At 71.5% G+C, this 24,943-nt stretch carries 22 protein-coding genes, 4 tRNA genes and 1 pseudogene; 10 read left to right on the top strand and 17 right to left on the bottom strand.

Translation table 11 applies throughout. From position 1 onward, the window contains the following. Positions 1-25: 25 nt before the first annotated feature. On the bottom strand, positions 26-1,156 hold the full coding sequence (locus BLW82_RS22595; protein ID WP_093501171.1) for a dihydrofolate reductase family protein: 1,131 nt from the start codon (positions 1,154-1,156) through the stop codon (positions 26-28). 117 nt (positions 1,157-1,273) lie between these two features. Between BLW82_RS22595 and BLW82_RS22590 the strand changes: the two genes are divergently transcribed. Together BLW82_RS22590 and ribA are read left to right on the top strand one after the other, a co-directional pair. After that, positions 1,274-1,801: a MarR family winged helix-turn-helix transcriptional regulator gene (locus tag BLW82_RS22590; RefSeq protein WP_093501170.1), complete on the top strand. Its 528-nt coding sequence runs from the start codon at positions 1,274-1,276 to the stop codon at positions 1,799-1,801. Between the two features lie 136 nt (positions 1,802-1,937). Further along, positions 1,938-2,579: a GTP cyclohydrolase II gene (ribA, locus tag BLW82_RS22585; protein WP_093501168.1), complete on the top strand. Its 642-nt coding sequence runs from the start codon at positions 1,938-1,940 to the stop codon at positions 2,577-2,579. Positions 2,580-2,799: 220 nt separating this feature from the next. Here the strand turns inward: ribA and BLW82_RS22580 are convergent, their stop codons facing one another. After that, positions 2,800-3,360 (bottom strand): hemerythrin domain-containing protein, encoded by a 561-nt coding sequence (locus BLW82_RS22580; protein WP_093501166.1) that lies wholly within the window; start codon positions 3,358-3,360, stop codon positions 2,800-2,802. Between the two features lie 281 nt (positions 3,361-3,641). Beyond that, entirely contained in the window at positions 3,642-4,016 is a 375-nt protein-coding gene (locus tag BLW82_RS22575) for an STAS domain-containing protein (protein ID WP_093501164.1), read from the bottom strand. Between the two features lie 585 nt (positions 4,017-4,601). On the opposite strand from BLW82_RS22575, the pseudogene BLW82_RS43425 reads away from it, so the two are divergent. Continuing rightward, positions 4,602-4,679 (top strand): annotated as a pseudogene (locus BLW82_RS43425) (flavodoxin family protein); the annotation flags it as partial. Positions 4,680-4,723: 44 nt separating this feature from the next. Then, entirely contained in the window at positions 4,724-5,413 is a 690-nt protein-coding gene (locus BLW82_RS22570) for a HemK2/MTQ2 family protein methyltransferase (protein WP_093501162.1), read from the top strand. Positions 5,414-5,539: 126 nt separating this feature from the next. Here BLW82_RS22570 and BLW82_RS22565 read toward each other — a convergent pair whose 3' ends face one another. Further along, a complete protein-coding gene (locus BLW82_RS22565; protein WP_093501160.1) occupies positions 5,540-6,001 on the bottom strand; it encodes an ArsI/CadI family heavy metal resistance metalloenzyme in 462 nt (153 codons plus the stop codon). Positions 6,002-6,029: 28 nt separating this feature from the next. Further along, a complete protein-coding gene (locus BLW82_RS22560) occupies positions 6,030-7,394 on the bottom strand; it encodes an FAD-dependent oxidoreductase (protein ID WP_093501158.1) in 1,365 nt (454 codons plus the stop codon). 243 nt (positions 7,395-7,637) lie between these two features. On the opposite strand from BLW82_RS22560, the gene BLW82_RS22555 reads away from it, so the two are divergent. After that, positions 7,638-8,021, top strand: a complete 384-nt coding sequence (locus BLW82_RS22555) for an ArsR/SmtB family transcription factor (RefSeq protein ID WP_093501156.1) — start codon at positions 7,638-7,640, stop codon at positions 8,019-8,021. A 16-nt stretch (positions 8,022-8,037) separates the two neighbouring features. On the opposite strand, the gene BLW82_RS22550 is transcribed toward BLW82_RS22555, so the two are convergent. Both BLW82_RS22550 and BLW82_RS22545 read right to left on the bottom strand, forming a co-directional pair. Further along, positions 8,038-8,886 (bottom strand): aquaporin, encoded by an 849-nt coding sequence (locus BLW82_RS22550; RefSeq protein WP_093501154.1) that lies wholly within the window; start codon positions 8,884-8,886, stop codon positions 8,038-8,040. Continuing rightward, positions 8,883-9,191, bottom strand: a complete 309-nt coding sequence (locus BLW82_RS22545) for an ArsR/SmtB family transcription factor (RefSeq protein ID WP_093501152.1) — start codon at positions 9,189-9,191, stop codon at positions 8,883-8,885. Before BLW82_RS22545 ends, BLW82_RS22550 begins: the two co-directional genes overlap by 4 nt. 88 nt (positions 9,192-9,279) lie before the next feature. On the opposite strand from BLW82_RS22545, the gene BLW82_RS22540 reads away from it, so the two are divergent. Beyond that, the gene (locus BLW82_RS22540) at positions 9,280-9,693 is read left to right on the top strand and encodes an arsenate reductase ArsC (protein WP_093501150.1); all 414 of its coding nucleotides are present in this window, start codon (positions 9,280-9,282) and stop codon (positions 9,691-9,693) included. Between the two features lie 77 nt (positions 9,694-9,770). Here BLW82_RS22540 and BLW82_RS22535 read toward each other — a convergent pair whose 3' ends face one another. From BLW82_RS22535 to BLW82_RS22495, 9 genes are all read right to left on the bottom strand, one after another. Next, a complete protein-coding gene (locus tag BLW82_RS22535; protein WP_093508201.1) occupies positions 9,771-10,964 on the bottom strand; it encodes a PP2C family protein-serine/threonine phosphatase in 1,194 nt (397 codons plus the stop codon). Positions 10,965-11,041: 77 nt separating this feature from the next. Next, positions 11,042-11,542, bottom strand: a complete 501-nt coding sequence (locus BLW82_RS22530) for a DUF5994 family protein (protein ID WP_256215915.1) — start codon at positions 11,540-11,542, stop codon at positions 11,042-11,044. Positions 11,543-11,583: 41 nt separating this feature from the next. Next, positions 11,584-12,651 carry an STAS domain-containing protein gene (locus tag BLW82_RS22525; RefSeq protein WP_093508199.1) on the bottom strand — a complete coding sequence of 356 codons (1,068 nt, stop codon included), beginning with the start codon at positions 12,649-12,651 and terminating at the stop codon, positions 11,584-11,586. A 483-nt stretch (positions 12,652-13,134) separates the two neighbouring features. Next, a tRNA-Lys gene (locus tag BLW82_RS22520) sits at positions 13,135-13,207 on the bottom strand. A gap of 109 nt (positions 13,208-13,316) precedes the next feature. Next, the gene (locus BLW82_RS22515) at positions 13,317-14,855 is read right to left on the bottom strand and encodes an amino acid permease (protein WP_093501148.1); all 1,539 of its coding nucleotides are present in this window, start codon (positions 14,853-14,855) and stop codon (positions 13,317-13,319) included. Positions 14,856-14,903: 48 nt separating this feature from the next. Further along, entirely contained in the window at positions 14,904-17,984 is a 3,081-nt protein-coding gene (locus tag BLW82_RS22510; RefSeq protein ID WP_256215914.1) for an FG-GAP repeat domain-containing protein, read from the bottom strand. A gap of 232 nt (positions 17,985-18,216) precedes the next feature. Next, complete coding sequence (locus BLW82_RS22505) at positions 18,217-20,400, bottom strand: DEAD/DEAH box helicase (protein ID WP_093501144.1); 2,184 nt, start codon at positions 20,398-20,400, stop codon at positions 18,217-18,219. Positions 20,401-21,245: 845 nt separating this feature from the next. Continuing rightward, positions 21,246-21,770 (bottom strand): hypothetical protein, encoded by a 525-nt coding sequence (locus tag BLW82_RS22500; protein WP_093508198.1) that lies wholly within the window; start codon positions 21,768-21,770, stop codon positions 21,246-21,248. 98 nt (positions 21,771-21,868) lie between these two features. Next, the gene (locus tag BLW82_RS22495; protein ID WP_218162377.1) at positions 21,869-22,222 is read right to left on the bottom strand and encodes a metallopeptidase family protein; all 354 of its coding nucleotides are present in this window, start codon (positions 22,220-22,222) and stop codon (positions 21,869-21,871) included. 105 nt (positions 22,223-22,327) lie between these two features. Between BLW82_RS22495 and BLW82_RS22490 the strand changes: the two genes are divergently transcribed. The 4 genes from BLW82_RS22490 (at position 22,328) to BLW82_RS22475 (ending at position 24,344) form a co-directional block, all read left to right on the top strand. After that, positions 22,328-23,980 carry a metallophosphoesterase family protein gene (locus BLW82_RS22490; protein WP_177233031.1) on the top strand — a complete coding sequence of 551 codons (1,653 nt, stop codon included), beginning with the start codon at positions 22,328-22,330 and terminating at the stop codon, positions 23,978-23,980. Positions 23,981-24,061: 81 nt separating this feature from the next. Continuing rightward, positions 24,062-24,134 (top strand) — tRNA-Glu (locus tag BLW82_RS22485). Between the two features lie 37 nt (positions 24,135-24,171). After that, positions 24,172-24,246 (top strand) — tRNA-Asp (locus BLW82_RS22480). Positions 24,247-24,270: 24 nt separating this feature from the next. Further along, positions 24,271-24,344, top strand: a tRNA-Phe gene (locus BLW82_RS22475). Between the two features lie 38 nt (positions 24,345-24,382). Here BLW82_RS22475 and BLW82_RS22470 read toward each other — a convergent pair. After that, positions 24,383-24,865 (bottom strand): PH domain-containing protein, encoded by a 483-nt coding sequence (locus tag BLW82_RS22470; RefSeq protein WP_107408564.1) that lies wholly within the window; start codon positions 24,863-24,865, stop codon positions 24,383-24,385. Positions 24,866-24,943 lie beyond the last annotated feature (78 nt).

Raw genomic sequence — 24,943 nt, 5'->3', positions numbered from 1 at the left:
CGACCCCACCAGCCCCCCGCTCGGATCAGCCGAGGAGATGTCCGTTAGGCGCCTTCGCCAGTCCCTCGTACTCCCCCAGCACCAGCACCTCCACCCCCGCCTCCCGCAGCATCCCCGTCCCGTCGGCCGCCGCCACGAACGTGTCCGGCTCGCGCCACGCCGTCACCACGCGTCGTACCCCGGCCCGGAGGATCAGCTCGGCGCAGGGGTGCGGGCGGGAAGCGCGGTGGGTGCAGGGTTCGAGGCTGGTGTAGACGGTGGCCGAGGCCAGCCGGGGGTCGTCCGCGGGGAGCTTGGCCAGGGCCGCCTCCTCCGCGTGGACCACGGGGTCGCCGGCCTCACGGGAGTGGCCGCGCGCCAGTTCCGTGCCGTCCGCCGCGACGACCACCGCGCCCACGCTGAACGCGGTCCTGGACGGCGGGCACTCGGCCGCCAGTTCACAGGCGATCCGCAGCCAGTGCCGGTCCGCGGCGGACGCCGACCCGCCGGTGCCGGGGGCCGTGGGCTCGTAGCGCATGAGGACGACGTCCTCGATCCGGCGGGTCTCCAGGAGCCGCAGCCGCCCCTCCTGGTATCCGCCGGGACCGAAGAGGCGCGGCGCCTTCGGGTCGCCGACGAAGAGGGGCGCCAGCACCAGCTGGAGCTCATCGGCCAGGCCCAGCTGGAGGAGCTGGGTGTGCACGGTGCCGCCGCCCTCGACCATGAGCCGCCGTACGCCCCGTACGTCGTGCAGGTGCTCCAGGAGCAGCCGCCAGTCGAGGTCGGTGCCGAGGGAGACGGTGTCGGCGGCGATCCCCAGGTCGTGGGCCCGCCGCACACCCTCGTCCGTCGTGTAGACGATCTTCTCGCCGCCGGTGTGCCAGAACTTCGCGTCCGGGTCGAGGTCGCCGGTCGCGGTGACCGTGACCTTGAGGGGATACTCGGCCCGGCCGGCGGCGGTCCGGGCCGCGCGCCGCTCCGGGGAGTTGACCAGGAGCCGGGGGTTGTCGGCGCGGATGGTGCCGGCGCCGATCAGGATTGCGTCGGCGGAGGCCCGTACCGCGTCGACGCGGTCGAAGTCGGCGGGGGAGGAGAGCAGGAGCCGGTCGGGGCCGGTGTCGTCGAGGAAGCCGTCGAGCGAGACGGCGGCGGACAGCAGGACGTAGGGATACGGCATCGGACGCGCTCACTCCTGGCGGCGGGCGGGCTGGCCGGCCGGCTGGGATCGGCGATCGGCCTGTCTGCTCTGACATGGACGCTTGGTTAAAGTTTGAAGCAAACCTACACTGGTGGCATGACGACTCGCTGGCTCACTCCGAAGGAGCAGCGCGCCTGGCGCGCCTACATGGCGGCGACGCACCTCCTGGAGGACGCGATCGACCGGCAGCTCCAGCAGGACGCCGGCATGCCCCATCTGTACTACGGCATCCTGGCCAACCTCTCCGAGGCGCCGGAGCGCAGGCTGCGCATGACCGATCTCGCCGAGAAGTCGAAGATCACCCGGAGCCGGCTGACGTACGCCGTGACCAGGCTGGAGAAGGACGGGCTGATCCGGCGCGAGGACTGCCAGTGGGACAAGCGCAGCAGCTTCGCGATCCTGACGGACGAGGGCATGGCGGTGCTGGAGCGTACGGCTCCCGGCCACGTGGAGACGGTGCGGGCGGCGGTCTTCGACCATCTCTCCGCCGAGCAGGTGGAGCAGCTCGAGGGGATCAGCTCCGCGATCGCGCGGGCTCTGGAGGGTGACGAGTCGACTCCGCGGCCGACCTCGGACGAGCTGCCCTGGCGACGCCGGTCGTCGTCGCCCTGCAGCGGATCCTGAAGCTCGCTCGTGCACGTGATTTCGCGAAACCGTACGGAAATCTGTCGCTTCAAATTTAAAGCATGCGGTAGGGTTCCAGCCGTGGATCTGCTTCAAATCTGAAGCAGGCACCCGCGACGTCCCACTGGAGAACCCGATGACCGACTTCCCAGCCGCCACCCAGCGCGCCCGCGTCCGGGTTCCGCTGCGCTTCAACGACGGCTACAGCGTCAACGCCGAACTCGTCACGTTCCATGGCCTGATGGACGGCCAGGAGCACGTCGCCGTCGTCCTGGGCGAGCCCGCCCCGGGCGCCCTCCCGCTGGTGCGCCTGCACTCCGAGTGCCTGACCGGCGACGTCTTCGGCTCGGCCCGCTGCGACTGCGGACCCCAGCTGCGCGAGGCCGTCGAGCGGATCGCCGAGCGCGGCGGCGTCCTGCTCTACCTGCGCCAGGAGGGCCGCGGCATCGGCCTCTACAACAAGCTCGACGCCTACGCCCTCCAGGACCAGGGCCTGGACACCTACGAGGCGAACGCCGCCCTCGGCCTGCCCGAGGACGCCCGCGACTACACCGCCGCCGCCCAGATGCTGGCCGCCCTCGGCATCGCCGACCTGGACCTGCTCTCCAACAACCCCGACAAGGCCGAGCAGTTGCGCGGCCTCGGCGTCACCGTCCGGGACCGCGTCCCGACCGGTGTCTTCAGCACCGCCCACAACGTCCGCTACCTGCGCGCCAAGGTCCTGCACACCCAGCACACGCTGCCGCTGTCCGAGCTGACGGAGCTCAACGCGGGCTGAGCAGGCCTCCGTGGACGACCGCCGGCGCGTGTTCTCGACGGCCTCCAGCAGGAGGGCCGGGCGCGCCGGCCTGCACCCCGGGCGCCCCCGTCGGCCTCCTGGCCGTGCTCGACGCCGAGCGACCGGCATTCCCCACGGCGGAGGCAGTCACCCCCTGAAGAAGGAATGACCGGCGCCACAGCCCGCCGGGCGCCCGGCCACGAACGGGCTTCCGCGGCGGTCAGGACTTGCCGCGGCCGGTGATGAGGTCGCGGGCCCGGTCCACCAGACCCGCGCCGGGGGCGAGAAGCTTGTTGGCGGGCGGGGTGTTCGGGGCGGAGGGGTGCGGGCGGGTGGGGGCGATGGACTTGGCCCGGCGGATCTTGTCCCCGAGATCGTTCAGCGCCTCGGCGGTGCACGCCTGCCGCAGCGCGGGGAAGAGGTTGTCCTCCTCGTCCCGGACGTGGGCGGAGACCTCGTCCATGAGCTGCCGCAGCAGCGGGCTCGTCTTCAGGTCGTCGGTGTCGGTCTTCTCCAGCTCCTTGAGGAGCTTCTCGACCCGGTCGTGGTCCGCGATCTCCTTGTCGGCGATCCGGTCGCCGCCTTCGATGTGTTCGCGCACCGCCGGGTAGAGGTGCTCCTCCTCGGCGATCGAGTGCCGGACCAGCTCGATCGTGACCTCGTCCACCACGTCACGGAGTTCCTGCCCGGCGCGCGGCATCCCCTGGATCCGGGCGAACATCTCCTCGACCTCACGGTGATCGGTCATCAGCTCCGCGATCGCGTCTCCGCCATGCCCCATCGTCTGTCCGCCTCTCGCTGATCATGTCCGGGCCGGCCCATCCCGCCCGGCTGACAGTGGTTCCCCTGCCGAAAGGGCCCGGTGCGGCCCCGGGTGATATCCACCCGGTCGGGCGCCTCCGCCCTGCGGGAAGGGACGCGGACGAACCGACCCCGTGCCCGTGTCGTCGAGCGTTGCGCACACGCGGGTCCGCATCGTCATGGGCAGCCACCGCCTCACCAGAGCCCGGTGGCGTTCCCGACGCCCGCTGAGCCCAGGGAGCGTCGGGAACGGAGGAGAGGTCACGCGACGGCGTCCTCCAGGTTTGCGTACACCTTGAAGACCCGGTCGGTCCCGGTGAGTTCCAGCAGGCGCCGCAGCTGGGTCGGCGGCGCGAGTATGCGCAGGTCGATCGTGCGGTGGATGCCGATCAGCAGATTCAAGAAGGTCGAATCGGCGAACGTGACGGCGACGGTGTCCACCACCACCCTGGGGTGCTTCTCGGCAACCGACCGCAGCGCTACCGCCAGCGGCGTGATCGAGGCGGGGTCGTAGGCACCCTGGGCCACGACCACCTGAGTGCCCTGGAACTCGTACTGCACCGCCTCCGGCGACTCCGGGCTGGAACGGCCGACCCGGGTGGAACGATCGTCGTCACTCCCGGCCGAATGACTCATGCCTCCAGTATCCTCCGCGGGACGACTCGCGGACAGGCGGAGGCCAGGCACGACGGTGGCCACGGCCGCGCCGGGCGCCGGGCGCTGGGCATGTGGTCAGCGGTCAGCGGTCAGCGGTCAGCGGGACGCTCCTCCTCGTCGTCCTCTCACGCGGTCACGCGGTCACGACGGCTCACGGGTCTTGGCGTTGCCGGCCCGGAGCCCCTTACGGCTGCGCCGCAGCGGGGGCTGCTGGGGGTCGGACGTGTCGGGGCCTCCCCTCTCTTTCGGGATGAGGTCAACGTTTCGAGTTCCCTGAAGCTGCCGTCCGATCCATCGGCCTACAGGAGTCGGAGACGTCATCCGGGGCGACAGGGGCCGGTGCCACGCCGTCTCGGCCCGCTGCGGTTCCTGGAGAAGCAAGAGGTCCAGTCCCCGGCCATCCGCCCAGGCCGCTCCTCCGTTACGGCAGCTGTCCAGGGGTACCCGTGTGGCGCCGTCGGCCGCGCCCGGCACATCCGATTCCCGACACCACTGTGGAGCGATCCCGTGAAAGCCCTCGTCATCAACTGCACGCTCGAGAAATCCCCCGAGCCCTGCCCTACGTACGACCGGATCGCGGGTGTGGTCGTCACCGGGAACGAGGACGGCGCTCACCACGTCATCAGTGGGATATCCGGCGCGCGCGCCGAACACCCGCTGCAGACGGCCGGCTGACGGGCCCCGCGATGACGGCCGAATCCCTCGCCACGGCTCCCCGGCTCCGCTGCTGGACCCCGCCGGGCGTCTACCGCCCGCAGACCGACACCGCCCTGCTCGGCCGGGCCCTGCGCCGGGAGAGGATCATCAGCCGCACCGAGGTCCTGGACCTCGGCACCGGAAGCGGCGCGCTCGCCGTGGAAGCCGCCCGGCTGGGTGCCCGGGTCACCGCCGTGGACATCTCCTGGCGGGCACTCGCCGCCGCCTGGTGCAACGCCCTGCTGAACGGCCAGACGCTGCGCGTCCGCCACGGTGACCTGGCCGCCGCGGTGCCCGGCCGCCGCTTCGACCTCGTGATCACCAACCCGCCCTACGTACCCGCGCCGTCCGGCGACGGTCCGCCCCGGGGCCCCGCCCGGGCCTGGGACGCCGGCACGGACGGACGGCTGCTGATCGACCGCATCTGCGCGGCGGCGCCGACGCTGCTGCGACCGACCGGGCGGCTGCTGATGGTGCACTCGCAGCTCAGCGGTGTCGAGGAGACGGTGGCCCGCCTCCGGGAAACGGGGATGCGCGCGGAAATCGTCGACCGGACCAGGCTCCCCTTCGGCGACGTCCTGCGCTCCCGGCTCGGCTGGCTGCGCGAACGCGGCCTGGTCGCCGACAACGCCGAGTCCGCGACCGAGGAGTTGGTGGTGCTCCGTGCCGAGAACACCTGACCGCCCCCGCCGTATCCGCGACGGGAGCGTGTCCCGGCGCTGCACGGTGGCCGTGCGCACCTGCCCGACGTCCGAGCAAGCGGTCCCTGGGCCCCGGACATGGACGCTTCCAGCGTCGTCGGCCGATCAGCAGCAGCCGCCTGCGACGGCCGGTTCCTCCGTTGCGGTATCCGCAGAGTCGGCGCAGCAAGTGCTGCCCTGCCGCTTGGCCAGGGAGTCGGCGTCGGCCTTGACGACGTAGACCTCCCAGGGTTCCTGGCCGGGGCCGTGGACCCAGACCTTGTCCTGGAGGGCGTAGCAGCAGACGGTGTCGTTCTCCACGTCGGTGGCCAGGCCGGCCTCGCTCAGGCGGGTGGTGGCGGCGTGGACGGTCTCCGCGCTGTCGACCTCGACGCCGAGGTGGTCCATGCGGGTCGCCTCGCCCGCGGTGCCTTCGATCAGGACGAGCTTGAGCGGGGGCTCAGCGATGGCGAAGTTGGCGTAGCCGTCGCGGAGTTTGGCGGGTCCGGTGCCGAACAGCTTGCTGTAGAAGGCGATGGACGCGTTGAGATCGGGAACGCGGAGGGCGAGCTGTACGCGGGACGTCATGGCGAACCTCCTTGCGCGGGTGAGGTGTTCAGCAGCCGCCGGAGGAGGCCGTCGGGGCTCCGACGCCGATCTGGAGGGTGGCGGGGGCAGCGCAGCATCCGCCGCCGGACCGCTCGGCGTCGTCCGGCTCGTCGAAGAGGCCCGCACCGCCGCACACCCCCGACTCCGGGAGGACCAGTTCGACGCGCTCGGCGGCCTCCCGGTCGCCGGCGATCGCGGCGCTGATGGAGCGGACCTGCTCGTAGCCGGTCATCGCGAGGAAGGTCGGGGCGCGGCCGTAGGACTTCATGCCGACGAGGTAGATGCCCTGTTCGGGGTGGGAGAGCTCGCCCACGCCGTGTGGGTAGACGGTGCCGCAGGAGTGGACGTTGGGGTCGATGAGCGGGGCGAGGGCCGTCGGGGCCTGGAGGCGCTCGTCGAGGCCGAGGCGGACCTCGGAGAGGAAGGACAGGTCGGGGCGCAGGCCGGTCAGGACGATGACCTCGTCGACCGGGTCGAGGCGGCGGCCGTCCTCCGCGACCAGGACGAGCTGGTCGCCGTCCCGGTCCACAGCCTGTGTACGGAAGCCGGTGACCGCGCCGGCGTGGCCGGCCTCGACGGCGGCCTTGGCGCGCAGGCCCAGGGCGCCTCGGGCTGGGAGCTGGTCGGCTTGGCCGCCGCCGTAGGTGTGCGCGCCGATGCCGCGGCGCAGGATCCACACCACGTGGGTGCCGTCCTCCTCCTTGGCCAGGTCGGCGAGAAGGGCGAGAGCGGTGAAGGCGGAGGCACCGGAGCCGAGGACGGCGGTGCGCCTGCCCGCGTAACGGGCGCGTACGGCCGGGTCGCCCAGGTGGGGGACGCGGTAGGTGATGCGGTCGGCGGCGGTCTTCTCGCCGAGGGCGGGCAGGCCGTCGGCGCCGGCGGGGCTTGGAGTGGACCAGGTGCCGGAGGCATCGATGACGGCGCGGGCGGTGATCCGCTCCTCGCGTCCGTCGGCGTGCTGGATGTGGAGGGTGAAGGGCTGCTCGTCGCGGCCGGAGTCGACGATGCGGTCACGGCCGGCGCGGGCGACACCGGTGACGATGGCGTCGTAGCGGACCTTGTCGCCGAGGACGTCGGCGAGCGGCTGCAGGTACTGCTCGGCCCAGTCGCCGCCGGTCGGGTAGGCGGACCCCTCGGGGCGGACCCAGCCGGTGGGGGCGAGGAGCCTCTCGGCGGCGGGGTCGGTGACCTCGGCCCAGGGGGAGAACAGCCGTACGTGTGCCCAGTCGCGAACGGCGGTACCGGCGGACGGTCCGGCCTCCAGGACCAGGGGTTCGAGACCGCGCTCCACGAGGTGGGCGGCTGCGGCCAGGCCGACAGGGCCGGCTCCGATGACCACGACGGGCAGCTGGTCGGTGGCGGGCGCGCTCACGAGACTCCCCTTTATTTCGACGTTTGTCGATGGCTTGTGCGGCCCAGCATGGCATCTGCATCGACAAGCGTCAACATAGACATGTCTCGAATTAGGCCGGACGGGTAAGCGACGGCAGCCGGCCGGACCGGTCAGGAACCGGCGGACACCGCGGGCGCGGGCATTGCCGGACGTCCGGCAGCCCGCTTCACTCGCGACCGGCCACCCCTCCGCGCTTGCTTCGACGTGTGTCAACATAGACGCATGTCGAATGCCCAGGTGCTGCCGCTGGTCGAGTCCGAAGCGTCCGATGCCGTGGCGCCGTGCTGCCCGCCGCTCACCGAGCGCCCGTTCACCGCGGAGGAGGCCGACGTGGCGGCGCGGATGTTCAAGGCGCTCGGCGATCCGGTGCGCCTGCGGCTCTTCTCCGCGGTCGCCTCCCACGAGGGCGGCGAGGCGTGCGTGTGCGACATCTCCGACGTCGGCGTCTCCCAGCCCACCGTCTCCCACCACTTGAAGAAGCTCAAGGACGCCGGCCTGCTGACCTCCGAGCGGCGCGGCACCTGGGTGTACTACCGGGTCGAGCCGTCGGTGCTGGCCGCGATGGGCAAGCTGCTCACCGTTGCGCCGACCACGATCCCGAGGTGACCGGCCACCCAGTTCGTCATCCCCCTCGGCGCGCAGCGGAGGCCCGCTCGGACAGGCCGGTCCGCTGCGGAGCTGGTGGTAACGCAGCGGCAGCTTTCCGATCGGGCATGAAGATGAGGGACACCAGAGCCAGTCCGGCCACGGCGCCCACGAGTTGCGCGCCGATGAAGCCCAGCACCGAACCCGGGGCGATGCCCGCGAAGGTGTCGGTGAAGGCGCGGCCGACCGTCACGGCCGGGTTGGCGAAGGACGTGGACGAGGTGAACCAGTAGGCGGCGCCGATGTAGGAGGCGACCGCGACGGGCGCGAAGCGCAGCTGGTCCGCCCGGGCCAGGCCGAAGATCAGCAGGATCAGACCGGCCGTCGCGACGACCTCGCCCAGCAGCAGATGACCCGCCGACCGGTCGTGGGTGGACCACTTCACCAGCGGCTCGCCGAACATCGCGTCCGCCAGGATCGCACCCGCGACGGCGCCCGCGATCTGCGCGGGCAGGTACACGGCCGCCTCGCGCAGGGTGACCCCGGCCCCGCCACGTCGTGCTGTCCACCACTCGGCCAGCGTGACCACGGGGTTGAAGTGCGCACCGGAGACCGGGCCGAGCAGGAGGATGAGGACGCCGAGGCCGAAGACGGTGGCCGTGGAGTTGGCCAGCAGTTGCAGGCCGACGTCCTTGGTCAGTTCGGTGGCCTGGATGCCGGAGCCGACCACGACCGTCACCAGCGCGGCGGTGCCTGTGAGTTCGGCGGCGGCCCGGGCGACCAGCGAGGTGCGCGGCGGGCCGGCTCCCGGCGCGGGCGCGACGGACTCGGCCGCAGGCGCCGCCGGCGCGGACTGATCGGTCGGGGCGGCCTCGGCGGCGGTCATGGGCAGGCCCTCTTCTTCTCCGCGGCGGCGCGGGCGGACTCGGCCAGGTCGGCGAACTGACCGGCGAGCGAGGCGATCACGTCCGGACGCAGCTTGTAGTACGTGAACCGGCCACACGGCTCCGTCTCCACGACCCCGGCCTCGCGCAGCACCTTCAGGTGGTTGGACAGGTTGGTCTGTCTCGCGCCCGTCTCCGCCACGAGATGCGTGGTGCACAGCGTCTCCCGGGCGAGCAGGCTCACGATCCGGAGCCTGAGCGGGTCGGCCAGAACCCGGATCAGATCAGCGTCGACTGACGTCAGCATGCGCTGATACTGTCACATCAGCGGTGACTGACACCATCGGGTACTGATATGTCGTGCCCGTTCTGTTGCGAGACAAGAGAGACCTCTGATGTCCGACAAGCCCTCCGTGCTGTTCGTCTGTGTCCACAACGCCGGCCGCTCCCAGATGGCCGCCGCGTGGCTGACCCACCTGGCCGGGGACCGCGTCGAGGTCCGCTCCGCCGGCTCCGACCCCGGCGCCAACGTGAACCCGGCCGCCGTCGAAGCGATGGCCGAGGTCGGCATCGACATCTCCACCGAGGTCCCGAAGATGCTCACCGTCGACGCCGTCAAGGAGTCCGACGTCTGCATCACCATGGGCTGCGGCGACACCTGCCCGGTCTTCCCCGGCAAGCGGTACCTGGACTGGGATCTGGAGGACCCGGCGGGCCAGGGTGTCGCGGCCGTCCGCCCGATCCGGGACGAGATCAAGGTGCTGGTCGAGGGCCTGATCAAGGAGATCGCACCGGAGCCCCGGGCATGAGCGAGGGGATGCCCATCGACACGGGAAGCGGCGAGAGGAAGTCTGGCCGACCTCCGTCGTCGTGACCGGCGGTGCGGTCAGCCGCGCCACTCCACCAGGAGCAGCGTCGCGTCGTCCGTCGTCTGTCCGCCCCGCGCCCGCATGAGGGTGTGCGACAGGCTGCGTGCCACCGCCCGGACCCCGCGGCCGGTCCTCTCCAGCCGGTTCACCGAGTCGATCAGCTGGTCCTCCCCGAACTGCTCTCCTCCCACCGCGTGCTCCTCGATCAGTCCGTCCGTGAAGCAGAGGACGCGGTCCCCGCGCTCCAGTTCCAGCTCGCTGACCTCCGGCTCGGCGCCGCCCAGGCCGACGGGGAGGGTCGTGGGGGCGTCCAGCCGGCGCAGGACGCGGTGATCGCGCACAAGTATCGGTGGCGGGTGTCCCGCATTGACCAGGTGTACCCGTCCCGTGGCCGTGTCCAGCCGCATCATCTGCGCGGTGACGAAGTGGTCGGGGCCGAACTGCTGGGCCACGGCGTCGTCCATGGCGGCGTAGATCTCCGACAGGCCGGTGCCGCGGCGGCGGGCGTGACGGTACGCACCGATGGCGACCGTGGCCATCGTGGCAGCGCCCAGGCCGTGACCCATCGCGTCGATCATGGCCACGTGGAGGATGTCACCGTTGAGCGCGTAGTCGAAGCTGTCTCCCGCCACGTTGTAGGCGGGCTCCAGGATCCCGGCCACGGCGACCCGCGGCATGATCATCGCCAGTGGCGGCAGCAGGGACCACTGGATCTCGGCCGCGACGCTCATCTCTTCTCCTCGGCGGGCGGAGAAGAACAGGTCGGAGTAGCCGTGCTTGGTCACCAGCAGGACGGCAATCAGGCCGGAGAGCCTGCCCAGCAGCCGTCGGTCGTCGTCGTCGACCCGGTCCAGCGTCACGGCCATCACGCCCACCTGGTCACCGCAGTCCAGCAGCGGCAGGTAGACCCGCACGCCGTCGTCCTCGAGCACCTCGACGCGCCGGGCATCGAGAAAACACCGGCCCGCGGCGGAGGCGTCGATGTCCTGCGGGTCTCCGGCCTTGAGGCCCTCACCGCACAGAGGCACGAGCAGCAGTTGGCCGTAGTCCTGGAGCAGCACCTGCGGACGGCGGCCCCCCAGCCGCTCCACCACGTCGGCGAACAGCGATCCGACGAGGTGCGGCGGGAGCTCGTTCGACCCGTCGAGAACCGCCCCCAGGAGCGCTTCCCCGAAGCTCTCGGAGCGGTCCACGCGCGGTCCGGCCGTCATCCGCTCACCCACCGTGATCCGCTTGAACACGCGCGGCGGGCTCGGCCGACGAAAGAACTGCCTGTCTCATCACTTCATCATGGGCCGCGTCGGACCTCGGTGCTTTCCCGGCCGAGGCCGGCCTCGACACGTGCCAAGGTGCGCTGAGCCGACAACGGGTTCCACGGATCGGCGGCCGCGGCCAGCAGGCGCTCGGCCGTTCCGGCCGGCTCGTCGGGCGGGACGACCAGCAGCTCCCAGCGCCCCACGGTGCCGCAGTCCAGGCTGATGGCGTGCTCCTCGGCGGTGGCGTCGCTCAGGACGACCTCGATCACGTGGTCGGGCGCCGACACGGTCAGTGGGGCGTCAGGCCAGGCCACGGCACCCACGGTGACACGGGTGACCGTGCCGCGGCCGGGGTCCAGTGACCCCACCAGCGCGGGCAACTCCAGCTCCAGTGCGTCGCAACGCGGCCACCACGCTCCGTCCAGCGGGCCGTGGCTGGCCTCGGGCGTGAGGCTCAGCCGGGCCAGCGGCATCCTGTAGGTGTGCGCGTCACCCGGTGACCGGTCGCCGGCAGGCGATGCGAGGGAGTCCATCGTGCGATCCCGTCCGGGCTGCCCGGGGCTGCCCTCGTTCGTCACTCGCCGGAAACGGCGCTGAGGTGGTCGTGCGCCCGACATGCTCCCGGTATCTCCCAAGCTACGCCCGGCCCGGACCGGGCGGCCCGAGGCGCGGACAGCGAAGATCCGCGCTCCCGGGACAGGGTCAGCACGCAAGGAGCACTCCGGCAGGGCAGCCCGACCAACTCCCCGTGATTCCGCCAGCCCCAGGAGTCGTAGAGGGTTTGTCCGGCCCGGTCGGCCGGGTGCAGCAGGGTGACTCCGAGTTCGGCGCGCCCGTCGGCCAGCAGACGCTGTTGCAGACGACGGCCGATGGCCCGGTGCTGAGGGTGCTGGTGCGCCACGACCTGGGTGAGGAGCAGGAACCGGGCACAACCGGTGATCCGTTGGACACTCTCCTGCAGCCCCCGCTCGGAGTGGCCGGCGGGGCTCACCGGAAATCCGAAGACGCACCCCACCAGCACCGTCGTCTCGGCCACCAGCAAAGCGAAGCCAGGCCGTCGGGCGCTGGCGGCAAGCCGCCCCAGGAAGTCGCCCCGCTCCCGGTACACCTTTCCGGTGAAGCCGACGACGGATGCCACGGCCAGGTCGGCGATGTCCTCTCGCATGTCCTCCGCCTGCCGACGAGTCAGTCTGCGCAGTCGGATCCCGTCCTCGACGACAGGTGCACCGGCACGATCGTCGGACGTCTGAGTCCCCGGCGCCGAAGGACCCGCCGCGGACGCGTCCGGCAGATCGCGGAGCAGGGCAGGGGGCACAGGATGTGCCGGGGTGGCGAGGAGCAGGGGTGCGGAGCCGGTGGCGGCGAGGAGCCGGGTGATCTGCGCGCACGGATGGTGGAGGTACAGGCAGGCGCGCACCCGGCCGGCCCGCCGTGACGCCGTCAGAAAGACGTCCAGGCCCTTGGCGTCACAGGAGTGGACCGTGGTGAGATCGACGTCTATGGCGGTCATTCCGTCACGCAGGCACTGCTCCAGCGCGGCCCGCAGCAGGGGCGTCGTGGCCGGCCAGATGTCACCGACGAGCGTGACGAGGGCGCGCTCCCCCCGGTCACGCCGGTGGATGTCCAGGCGTTGCACTGCCATCACCCCGCACTTCGGAAGGGCGGCGCAACAACCAGGGAAGGGTGCGGAGTTGTGGTGATCGCGGCGGCCATGACGCCGACCCGTCTCCGCACCGGCGCTCGGACGGCCCGGGGTTCGTCTCTCGCCGAGGACGACCCGGCAGGACAGCCGGAGTGCGTGATGCCCTCGGTACCTCCACCGTACGCCGTCGGCCGCCTCGACCCGGAGCACCGGACGGGCTCACCCGGAACGAGCGCACCGCCCGCCGAGCGGCTCATGGAGACATCCGGGGCAGACGGCCCGCTCGTGGGGCACACTGCCGTACCTCACGCCCACCGGGTATCCGCTGAGGCCGGTCTCACACCAACCCGCCGCAGCTGTACGCGCTTCCCGCTCACGCAACGCTCACGCAACGGCTCGAAAACGAAGCAGCGCCCGAGCCGACCGAAGCCGACCCGGGCGCTGCGTAGCAGGTCAGAGGGTATATCCCCCGCCCACATCCCGTAGGCCGTGTGGGACTCGAACCCACAACCAATGGATTAAAAGTCCACTGCTCTGCCAATTGAGCTAACGGCCCAGGCGATGTTGCCTCCCCGAGCATAGCCGGACGGAGGCGTCTGGCCGATCGGGTATCGGGGTCGTGGCCGCGTCGCGTGGCAGAAGTGGGACGGACGGGGTCCGCCGGGTCAGAGATCGACCAGTTTGGCGGGGTCCTGGGCGCGTGCTCGGTCCGGGTTGAGGAACCAGTGGCGGGCCGAGGCCTGCCACCAGATCGCGGCGAAGCCGAGGACGGCCAGGACGGCGACCGGGGCGTAGTTGAAGGACTTCCAGGTGACCGGGGAGACCTGCGGGAGCATGAAGAGGACGGTGATGATCACGACCCAGGTCACCGAGACCACACCGACGACCAGCGACCAGCGGCCCAGGTGCCAGGGGCCGCGCTCGAACGCGTCGCCCTTGCGCACCCGCAGCAGCGTCGGGATCACGTACGCCACGTACAGCCCGATCACCGCGATCGACGTCACGGCGGCGTAGGCGGTGTAGTTGATCAGGTAGGGCAGGCCCAGGGCGAGCGCGGAGAGGGCCGCCAGCCAGACCGCGGCCACGGGCGTGCGGGTGCGCGGGCTGACGGTGTGCCAGACGCGGGAGAAGGGGAGCGCGCCGTCGCGCGAGAAGGCGTAGATCATGCGGCTGTTGGCCGTGACCGAGGCCATTCCGCAGAAGAGCTGGGCGCCGATGACGACGAGGAGCAGCAGCTTGCCGGAGGTCGCGCCGAGTGCGTCCAGGAGGATCTGGGCCGGGGGCGCGCCGGTCGGGGACGCCAGCTCCTTGTCGTACGACTGGATCGCGAACGTGAAGCCGAGGAGGAGGACGAAGCCGGCTATCCAGGACGTCCAGATCGAGCGGACGATGCCCTTGGGGCCCGCCGTCGCCGCGTCGTGGGTCTCCTCGGTCATGTGCGCCGAGGCGTCGTAGCCCGTGAAGGTGTACTGGGCCATCAGGAGGCCGAGGAGCACGACGTACGGGCCGCTGCTCCAGCCCGTCTCGTTCACGAACTTCGTGAAGACGAAGGACGCCGACTGGTGGTGGTCGGGGACGAAGGTCAGCGCGCCGACGATGACGGCGACACCCAGCACGTGCCACCACACGCTGACGCTGTTGAGGAAGGCGATTATGCGGACGCCGAAGGTGTTGAGGAGACCGTGCAGGACGAGGATCGCCGCGAACAGGAGGATCGTCCGGCCGGGGGTGACGGTGAAGTCGAACTGGAGATTCAGGTAAGCACCCAGGAAGGACGCGGCGCCGAAGTCGATGCCCGCCGTCACCGCCACCTGGCCGAGCACGTTGAACCAGCCCGTGAACCACGCCCAGGCGGCGGCGCTGCGCGGCGGGGCCAGGCGGTGGGCCCAGAAGTAGAGGCCCGCCGAGGTCGGGTACGCCGAGCAGATTTCGGCCATCGAGAGGCCGACGAACAGGGTCATCAGGCCTACGGCCACCCAGCCCCAGGTGATCACGGCGGGACCGCCGGTGATCATGCCGAAGAGGTAGAGGGTGAGACAGCCGGAGAGGACCGAGATGATCGTGAAGGACACCGCGTAGTTCGAGAAGGCCGACATACGGCGGGCCAGGACCTGGGTGTAGCCGAGCTGGGCGAGCCGCTCCTCGTCGGAGAGCGCGCCGGGAGCCGGGCCGGAGAGCGACTTGGCTGTCGCGTCATCTGTCATGCCCCCAGCGATTCCCTCCCCGAGGGCGTGACATGCGTCACAAGTTGGCTAGAAAAGACCCTTGTAGCCCTGCCAGCCCGTCGCGATCTTCACCCGGGCCGCGAACGTCCCCTTGCCGGTGCCGCTCAGCCGGTACAGGTTCCCGGCCGTGTCGCGCGCGACCAGGTCGTTCCGCGCGTCCCCGGTGAGGTCGCCGACGCCGACGACCGCGTTGTACGACGCTCCCCACCCGGTGGCGATCCGCGCCCGGCCCCCGAAGGTGCCCTTGCCGGTGCCGTAGTACCGGTACAGGTTGTTCGCCTTGTCCTGCGCGACCAGGTCCCCGATGCCGTCGCCGTTAAGGTCCCCGGCGCCGACGACCTTCTTGTACGTCTTCCAGTTGCCGTACAGCTGCACGCGCGCGGAGAGCTTGCCCGTGCCGGTCGTCCTGTAGAGGTAGACCGCGCCGGTGGAGGCGTTGCGGGCGAGCAGGTCGGGGCGGCCGTCCTTGGTCAGGTCGCCGGGCGAGGTGAGGACGTCGTACTGGTTCCAGCCGCTCGCCCCGAGGGTCGTGTACGGCGTCGACGAGGTGAGCGCGGCGCCGCAGGCGGGCCTGTAGGCGCGCAGCGCGCCGGCCGGCGTGCGGACCAGCACGTCGTTGCAGCGGTCGTTGTTCAGGTCGCCGTACGGCACGGCGAGCGTCTTCGCCGACCAGCCCTTCCCGGAGACCGTCCCCGCGAAGCCGCCCTTGCCGGTGCCCCGCTGGAAGGACAGCGTCGACCCCGAGGAGTTGAGGGTGAGCAGGTCACCGATGCCGTCGGCGCCGACGTGGTCGTGGCGTACCGGGCTGCCGGTCTCGATCCGCACCGAACCGGTCACCTGGAGGTCCGCCCCGGTCCCGTCGGCGGGCGTGACGGACACCGTCCACGTGTACGCGCCGTTCGGCAACGGCACGTCCCCGGGGAGCGCGCGGTCCATGCCGAACCAGCCGACCTTCAGCTCACCGCGTACCTCGGCGCCGCTGTTCTCGGTGTCCACGACCTTCCCGGTCGCCTTCGAACGCACCGTCAGCCGCCATCCCGCGGCCGGCTTCGACAGCAGCAGGGTGGTCAGGGTGTCCGCGGTCGTGTCGACCGGCGTCGGGTCGACCGAGGCGGCGTTCTGTGCCGGGGCGAGCAGTCGCAGCGGCTGCTGCGGCACCCCGGACGGCACGAGGTGGATCTGCTCCTCGTCGTCGACGTAGGCCGCGTTCGCCCCGGACTCGTCGACCGTCCAGCGCACGTCCCGCTGCGAGACACCGGTGTCGGGCAGGTCGCCGATGACCCGGCTGACGGGGCTCCCGCCGGCGACGGCGGTCAGCACCAGCCGCCCGGCCTTCTTGTCGTGCGTGACGACGTACCCGTCCCCGAGCTTCGCCTCGTCGGCGGGCACGGGCACCGACGTCTTCGCCGTACGGTCGTAGACCCCGGCCGTCGTGCCACCGCAGTTCCAGTACAGGTAGCGGCCGTTCGCCTGGAGTTCGGTGGGGGCGCAGCCTCCGTTGTCGAGGGTGAGCGTTCCGACGGTCTTCTTCGCCGCCAGGTCGTAGGCGCCGACCTGCCCGGGGGTGGTGACGCTCGCGGTCCAGAGCAGGTCACCGGAGAGGGCGGCGGCGCCGGGGGCGCGGGTGACCTCGGGGCCCGCGCTGTCACCGATCTTGTAGACGTACTGCTGGGTGCCGGTGGTGTAGAGGACGTACGGGCCGGAGACGTCGGTGATCCGGCCGCCGGCCGGTACTTCTCGGTCCCAGAAGCGGCCCGGCCCCGGGCCGTTCGCCCGCAACCAGTCGGAATCGCCGGCAGCGCCCGCCCCGCGCATCAGCCACACGGTCAGGCCCGAGGCCGTGCCGAACAGCTGCGAGCAGCCTGTGTCCGTCATCGCACAGTCGCCCAACAGGACGTTCCCGCCTCCGTAGTTCGCCCGCGTCCCGAACACCGGTGTGCCGGTCGCGGCGACGGTACGGCCGTAGGTGGCACGATTGCCGTACGTGCTCTCGTCCACCTCGACCAGCCGCCCCTGGTCCAGCGACAGACCCTGGATCGGGTACGGCGGCTTCGACAGGGCCTTGATCATCTCCACGACGGGGCGGCCGTCGGCCCCCGCCCGGATGCGCTGCACACCCCAGTCGTCGGCGCCCGTACGGCCGACGACGACGGCGCCGCCGTCCGGCGTGACCGAGATCCCGAGGCCGGACGCGGCGGTCAGGGTGACCGGATCACCGCCCGCGATCGGGACGGCCGTCACCTGTCCGCCGCTGCCGGGCCGGTGTACCAGCCAGTCCCCGACGACCGCGAGGTCGTCGGCCGTGGCAAAACCGCTCGCCACCCGGTCCAGGGCGACCGCTACCGGAGCGGCCGCCGGATCGGCCCGGGAGTAGACGTACGCCGTGGTGGCCTGGGCGCCGGTGTAGGCAACCAGGTACCGCGGCGAGAGCTTCACGTAGTAGGCCTCCGCCGGCAGCGCGGGCGTCCAGCTCCCCACCTGCCCGGTCGCCGGGTCGACCTCGGCCAGGCGCAGGCTGTCGTCCAGCTTGGCCAGGAAGACCAGTCCCTCCGCGTCGCCCCGGAGCACCCCGCCGACGGTCATCCCCGCCGGAGCCCCGCCGACGGTCACGTCCCGGGTGGTGCCGTCCGGGGCGGCGGTGAGCAGGTGCTTGACCCTGGTGACGGTGCCGTCCCCGGCGGTCACCTGGTGGTAGGTGACGACCGTGCCGCCGTAGACGCCGAGGTAGGTCTGGTCCTCGGGCACCCGCACGGTGGTGGTCGTGCCGTGCGCCGCGTCCCACAGGTCGATGCGCCCGTCGGAGTACCGGTAGGCGAGGAGGTCACTGCCGGTGGCGGTCTGCTGGGTGAGGTTGATCAGCGGCGTGTCGAAGGACCGGCCGTCCGAGTACCGCGTCCACACCGGGGTCGGATGCCCCTCCAGGCGGTGGAACACGCCCTGTGTGCCCGCTCCGTCACCACCGGTCCGCTCGTCGTACGAGAACAGCGGCGCCGAGGTGTACGTGGTGCGGTACGTGGCTGGGACCACCGTCTCCTGCGCCGGCCCCGCGACCGCGGTGCCCAGCGGGCCGAAGGCGGTGATCAGCGCGGCGGAGGCGGCTACGGCCACCGCGGACACGAAGGCGTGACGCGCCAAAATGAGTCCTCCCCTGGGAAAAGGAGGGACGCGCGCCGCTCGGTTGCCCCGCCCCCGGCTGTCATGTCCCCCTCTGAAGTGCGCTGATTTTACCGTCACCTCAGGGGTTCATGGGCATCCCTTTTCGATCCGCCGAGCGGTCCGGAAACGGCTGAGCGCCGCGCCCCGGTGCGGGGCGCGGCGCTCAGCCGTTCATGAGGGTGTGTCAGCCGTTGCGCTTCCAGCGCGGCTTGTCGTCGCGGCGGCCGACGGAGCCGGAGGACGAACCGCGGTGGTCGTCGCGGCGGCCGAACGGGCGGTCGTGGCCGCTGTGGCCGCCGGTGCGGAAGCCCGGGCGGTCGTCGCGGCGGTCACGGTTGAACGGACGGTCGCTGCCACGGTGACCGGACGGACGGTCGTCCCGGCGGAAGCCGCCGCGGTCGTCACGGCGCTCGAAGGGACGGCCGCCACGGTCGTCACGGTCCCGGTCGAAGGAACGGCCACCACGGTCAGCGCGGTCGTCGCGGCGGAACCCGCCACGGTCGCCCCGGTCGTCACGACGCTCGTCGCGACGGAAACCACCGCGGTCGTCGCGGCGGTCGCGGTTGAACGGACGGTCCGTGCGGTCGCGGTCCCGGTCGAAGGAACGGCCACCACGGTCGTCGCGCTCGAAGGGGCGGCGCTCGTCACGGCGTTCGAAACCGCGCTCGCGGTTTTCGCGGCGCTCGAAGGGACGGCCGCCACGGTCGTCACGGCGGTCGTCGCGACGCTCGAAGCCACGGTCCCGGTCACGGTTGAACGGGCGGTCGCCGCGGTCGCGGTCCCGATCGAAGGAACGCTTCTCGAAGCCGCGCTCCCGGGTGTCCCGGCGCTCGGTCTCCCGCGCCGCCGGAACGGTCGGCTCGGCCGCCACGACGGCCTCCTCGACCACCGCGACCTCCGCCTGGGCCTGCGCCTCGGCGACCGCCGTCTCCGGGTCCTCGCCGCGCTCGCGGGCGACCCGGGCGACCAGACGGTCGGCCTCGTCGCGCAGCTCGGCGGCCCGGCGCTGCGCCCGCTCCAGCTCCTTGGTGAGCTGGGCGACCTCGCGCTCGGCCTGCTGAGCCGCGTTGGCCGCGGACTCGGACTGGACCTCGGTCATCGAACGGGCGCCGGTGATCTCGGCGACCTCGGGCTCGAAGGCCGTACCGGAGTTGATGATGTGACGCCCGGCGTCGACACCCGCGTCCTCCATGAGACGGAAGATCTGGCGGCGCTGGTGCGGCAGCGAGAGCGAGACGACCGTGCCGGTGCGGCCCGCGCGGGCGGTACGGCCGGCCCGGTGCAGGTAGTCCTTGTGGTCGCCCGCCGGGTCGACGTTGAGGACCAGGTCGATGCCGTCGACGTGGATACCGCGGGCGGCGACGTCGGTGGCGACGAGGACGTTGACGTAACCGTCCTTGAAGTCGGCCAGGGTCCGGGTACGGGCGCCCTGGGTCATGCCGCCGTGCAGCGCGTCGGCCTTCACGCCGGAGTCGCGCAGCTGCTCGGCGACGCGGTCGGCGCCCAGCTGGGTGCGGACGAAGATGATCGTGCGGCCCTTGCGGGAGGCGATGGCCGCGGTGACCGGCGCCTTGTCCTTGGGCTTCACGATGAGGATGTGGTGGGACATGGTCGTGACCGCACCCTGGGCCGCGTCCACCTCGTGGTGGACCGGGTTGTTCAGGTAGCGGTCGACGAGGGTCTTGATCTCGTTCTCCATGGTCGCGGAGAAGAGCATGCGCTGGCCGCCGGCCGGGATCTGGTCGAGCAGCTCGGTGACCTCGGGCAGGAAGCCCAGGTCGGACATCTGGTCGGCCTCGTCGAGGACGGCGATCTGCACGTCCTCGAGGGAGCAGGCGCCGCGGTTGATGATGTCGCGCAGGCGGCCCGGGGTGGCGACGAGGATGTCGACGCCACGCTCGAGGGCGTAGATCTGGTTGCCCATGGACGTACCGCCGCAGACGACCTTCATCTTCAGGCCGAGGACGTCGCCGTAGGGCTGGAGCGCGTCGGCGACCTGCATCGCCAGCTCGCGCGTCGGGGTGAGGATGACGGCACGCGGCCGCTTCTTCTCGGTGCGGCCGCCGGCCAGCGTGGCCAGGGTGGGCAGACCGAAGGAGAGGGTCTTGCCGGAGCCGGTGCGGCCACGGCCGAGGATGTCCTTGCCGACCAGGGCGTCCGGGATGGTCGCGGCCTGGATCGGGAAGGGGGTCGTCACGCCGTTCTGCGCGAGCTTGCGCACGACGCCCTCGGGGAGGCCGAGGTCGGTGAAGGTGGTCTGGGGGGTGGTGTCGGTGGTGTCAGCGGTCTCCTCGGAGACCTGGGTCACCAGCTCGTCGTCCTGAATATTCTCGGGCACGACGATCTGATCATTACTGGACACGGACATGCGAATGCGAAACCTTCCGGAGTCTCGTCGGCACGCGCCCGTCAACTCCGTGATTCGCACACGACCGCCTCAATGCGGTCCGCCACGGCAAGGGAGAGTACGCGCCACACGGCGCGCTCTGCGGTGGCGCCGGGCAAATGGGATCAAACGATCTACCACCATACGCACCCAACACCCACGAAGGCAAACCGAGCCACAACCTCGCAGCTCACAGCAGGTTCACCACAACCCCATCGACGCTCACGCCGATCCCTCGACGCACCGATCACAGTGATCTGGTGCACCGGGTCAGATAGACCGGACGCGCAGCCCTACTCACCCCCCAACACCCGACCCCACCGTCTTCTTCCCGCCCGACATCCCCTCCTCCGACCGCCCTGAGCGCACCCGCCGACCCGGAACCCGCCCGCCACACCACCGCAGCCCACCCGCCATACCGCCGCAACTGGCCCACCGCACCGCTGGTCGACTCCGCCCGTGACACTCGTCTCACCGCACGGGCCCCACGTCCGCCGCCCGAAAGTCTTTTCCCGCCGCATCTCACCCGCGATACCGCCGCAGCTCACCCACCGCACCGCTGGTCGACTCCGCCCGTGACACTCGTCTCACCGCGCGAGCCCCGCGTCCGCCGCCCGAAAGTCTTTTCCCGCCGCATCTCACCCGCGATACCGCCGCAACCGGCCACCGCACCGCCGGCCAACTCCGCCCGGGACACTCGTCTCACCGCACGGGCCCCACGTCCGCCGGCGCCCGGAAGTCTTTTCCCGCCGCAACGGCGCCCAGCCCCCACGGCGGTCCCGGCGGTGCCGAAACCCGCCGCGCCCCCGCGTCCGGCGCCGCCCCTCCTACGCCGGTGTCCCCGCCGCCGGTGCCGGCTCCCGCTGGACCAGTTGTGTCCCCGTGCCCTCGTGTGCCGACGAGGACGGCTCGGCGGACGGCGGGTCCGTCGCCGGGGGCGGCGGGGTGGGGGAGTCCGGCGGCGGGGTGGGCGAGGCCGCCGGCGGCGCGGGGGTCGTCGGGGCTCCTGTCGGCCCGGCCGGCACCCCCGGCGGCGCGCTCTGGCCCGGCTTCACCGGCACGGCCGGCACCGCGCTCGCTCCTTTCGCCGGCTTCGTGGACGCCGAGGCCGACTCCCCCGGCTTCGCCTTCTCCCCGTGCCCACGCTTCCCGTCGGCCATCGCACCGCCGGACCCCGCACCGCCCTCGCCGAACACCCCCGACCCGCCGTCGGCCGCGTCACCGCCCCGGTGCCCCGCGGAGTGCGACGGCTTGGCCTTGCCCGCGTCGTCGCCCACGTTCACACAGCCGGCGGCGGCCGCGACCGCCATCACCGTGACGGCCAGACGGACGGGTACGTACAAGGGGCGCACGGCGGCCACCTCCGGGGGCGGAGAAAGAAGTCAACCTGCCCAACTCCCGCCGCCCACAAGAGGACACGCAACCGGCGCGGTACCCGGCACCGCACCCGTCAGCCGTACCCCAGCGCGTGCAGCCGCGCGTCGTCGATGCCGAAGTGGTGGGCGATCTCGTGCACCACCGTCACCTCGGTCTCCGCGACGACCTCCTCGCGCGACGCGCACATCCGCAGCGTCGGCCCGCGGTAGACGGTGATCCGGTCCGGCAGCACACCCGCGTACCACTCCCCGCGGTCGGTGAGCGGAGTCCCCTCGTAGAGCCCGAGCAACTCGGGGTCCGACGGATCGTCGGGCTCGTCCTCGACGAAGACCGCCACGTTGTCCATGAGCCGGGTCAGTTCCGGCGGGATCCGGTCGAGCGCCTCGGCGACCAGTTCCTCGAACTCCTCGCGCGTCATCTCCAGCACAGGCCCATTGTCCGGTACGGAACGCCCGTACGAGAGTCGCGAACCCCGGAACATGCACGCCACGAGCCCCGCATATCAGCCCCCAAGCCTGGGCATACGGCACCAATGGCCCGCGTCCGCACCCGAACCCGAGCCCAGTCCCGAACCCAGACCCAGGCCCGGATCCGGATCCAGGCCGAGACCCGAACCAGAACCCGAACCCGAATCATCGACCGCATCCCTGGCCGAACCCGCGACCGGGGCCGTCTGCCCGTGCTGGAGCTGGCCCCCGAGACGCACCGGCCGCGCGCCTGGCGCCGCGCTCTCGGTCTGGCCGCCGTCGTCCTCGTCGGCGCCTGGCTCGGCCTGCTGATCGTCGGGAACGTCCGGGCCCAGGTCGGCCCGATGGACACGACGATGACACTGCGCCCGTCCCTCACCGGCGGCACGAAGATCAACGTCTCCCCGCTGGGCGCCCTCTACCTGGACACGCACTCCGGCCCCGTCCGCCTCGACGTCAACGTCGACCAGCTCGACCCGATCCGCGCCCAGGCCCTGGTCGACCACCCCGAGCGGCTCTCCGGCCTCCAGGACGAGGTCGCCCACGACGTCGAGCACGGCACCCTCGACCTGGCCGTACGCTCCTGCGTGGCCGTCGTCACCGGCGCCACCGCCCTCGGCCTCGCGGTCTACCGCCGCCCGCGCCGCGCCCTGGCCGCCGGCGGCCTCGCCCTCGCCCTGCTCGCCTCGTCCGGCGCGACCGCGTTCGCCACGTGGAACCCCGAGTCGGTCCTGGAACCGAGGTACTCCGGCCTGCTCTCCTCCGCCCCGGCGCTGGTCGGCAACGCGCGCAGCATCGTCACCGAATTCGACGTCTACCAGAAGGAACTGGCCCGCCTGGTGACGAACGTGACGAAGCTGTACGACGTCACGTCCACGCTCCCCGCCTACTCCCCGGACCCGGGCACCCTCCGCGTCCTGCACGTCTCCGACATCCACCTGAACCCGGCGAGCTGGAAGATCATCGCCTCGCTGGTGGAGCAGTACAAGGTGAACGTGATCGTCGACTCCGGCGACACCATGGATCACGGCAGCGCGGCGGAGAACGGCTTCCTGGACCCCGTCGCCGACCTGGGCGTGCCCTACGTCTGGGTCCGGGGCAACCACGACTCCCGTACCACCCAGCACTACCTCTCCCGCATGAGGAACGTGCACGTTCTGGACGACGGCCGCGCGGAGACGATCGCCGGGCTGCGCTTCGCCGGGATCGGCGACCCCCAGTTCACTCCCGACCGCTCGTCCGTCCCCGGCGGCGACGCGTCCGAGGAACTGGCCGGGGACCGCCTCGCCACGGCCCTGCGGGAGCAGCGCGCGGCCGGCACCCCGGTGGACGTCGCGATCGTCCACGAGCCGTCGGCGGCCCGGATGACGGACGGCGAGGTGCCCCTGGTCCTGTCCGGCCACCTCCACCGCGAGCAGACCGTGCTCCTCCCGCACGGCACCCGGCTCCGCGTGGAGGGCTCCACGGGCGGCAGCGGGCTGCGGGCCGTCGAGGGCAAGTACCCGGACCCGATCGAGGCCTCGATCCTCTACGTCGACCGGGACAGCCACCGGCTCCAGGCCTGGGACGAGATCAAACTGGGCGGCCTGGGCGAGACGACGGCCGAGGTCAGCCGTCACCTCCCGGAGGACAACCAACCGGGCGCGACCCGGTCCCCCTCGCAGAGCCCGTCACCCTCAGGGAGCACGACCAGCGCACCCTCGCCTTCGGCGCCGTAAACCGTTTTGGCGATACTCCCCGCCATCCCATATGCTTCTCACGTCCCCGACGCGCTGACGAAGCGCCCAGGCGGGCCGATAGCCCTCATCGTCTAGCGGCCTAGGACGCCGCCCTTTCAAGGCGGTAGCACGGGTTCGAATCCCGTTGGGGGCACGCAAGATCGTGTGCAACACTGTTGCACGCACAGCTTGGTCCTGTGGAGCAGTTTGGAGTGCTCGCCACCCTGTCAAGGTGGAGGCCGCGGGTTCAAATCCCGTCAGGACCGCTGGGGTTTCACGTGAAACCTCGTGGCTGGGTAGCTCAGTTGGTACGAGCGATCGCCTGAAAAGCGATAGGTCGCCGGTTCGACCCCGGCCCCAGCCACAACAGACAGCCCCTCCGGGATTCCGGAGGGGCTGTTCTCATTCCCCACCCCGCCCGCCGTGCTTCTTCCACTCCCGGCGCATCAGCTCCAGCTTTTCGTAGAAATCGGGATCCTCGGCGATCTTTCCCGAGGTGAAGGGAACGGGCAGCAGGAACGACGTGCCGTCGGTCCGGGTGACTCCGATCTGGGTGATGCTCCCGTTGCGCCCACGGCCCGCGAGCTCGTGGATGCTCTCGATGTCCTTCCAGGCCACGCGGCGGTGGCCGGTCATCCCGCGGGTGCGCAGGCCCTCCGCGTCGATGCGCGTCCAGCCCGTCGGCATCCCCACCAGCGGTACGAACAGCACGGTCGGTATCAGTCCGAGCACGAGCCACAGGCTTACGGCGGAACCGGTCTGGCCGTCGGCCAGGTACCCGGCTGCACGCACGCTCACCGCCCCGGCCCAGACCGCCATCCCCGACGCGGACGCCCCCATCGCCAGGCGCTGCCTGCGCGTGTACCGAAAAGCCGTCTCGTTCATCCGTGCAGTCTGCACAGTGGCCCGCCAACCGGCGCCGCTGGGCCGCCTTTTGAGCAAGACCGGGGCGGAGTATGGCGT

This window comes from Streptomyces sp. Ag109_O5-10, assembly GCF_900105755.1.
GTDB lineage: Bacteria > Actinomycetota > Actinomycetes > Streptomycetales > Streptomycetaceae > Streptomyces.
This window is presented reverse-complemented; position numbering and strand designations above follow the sequence as displayed.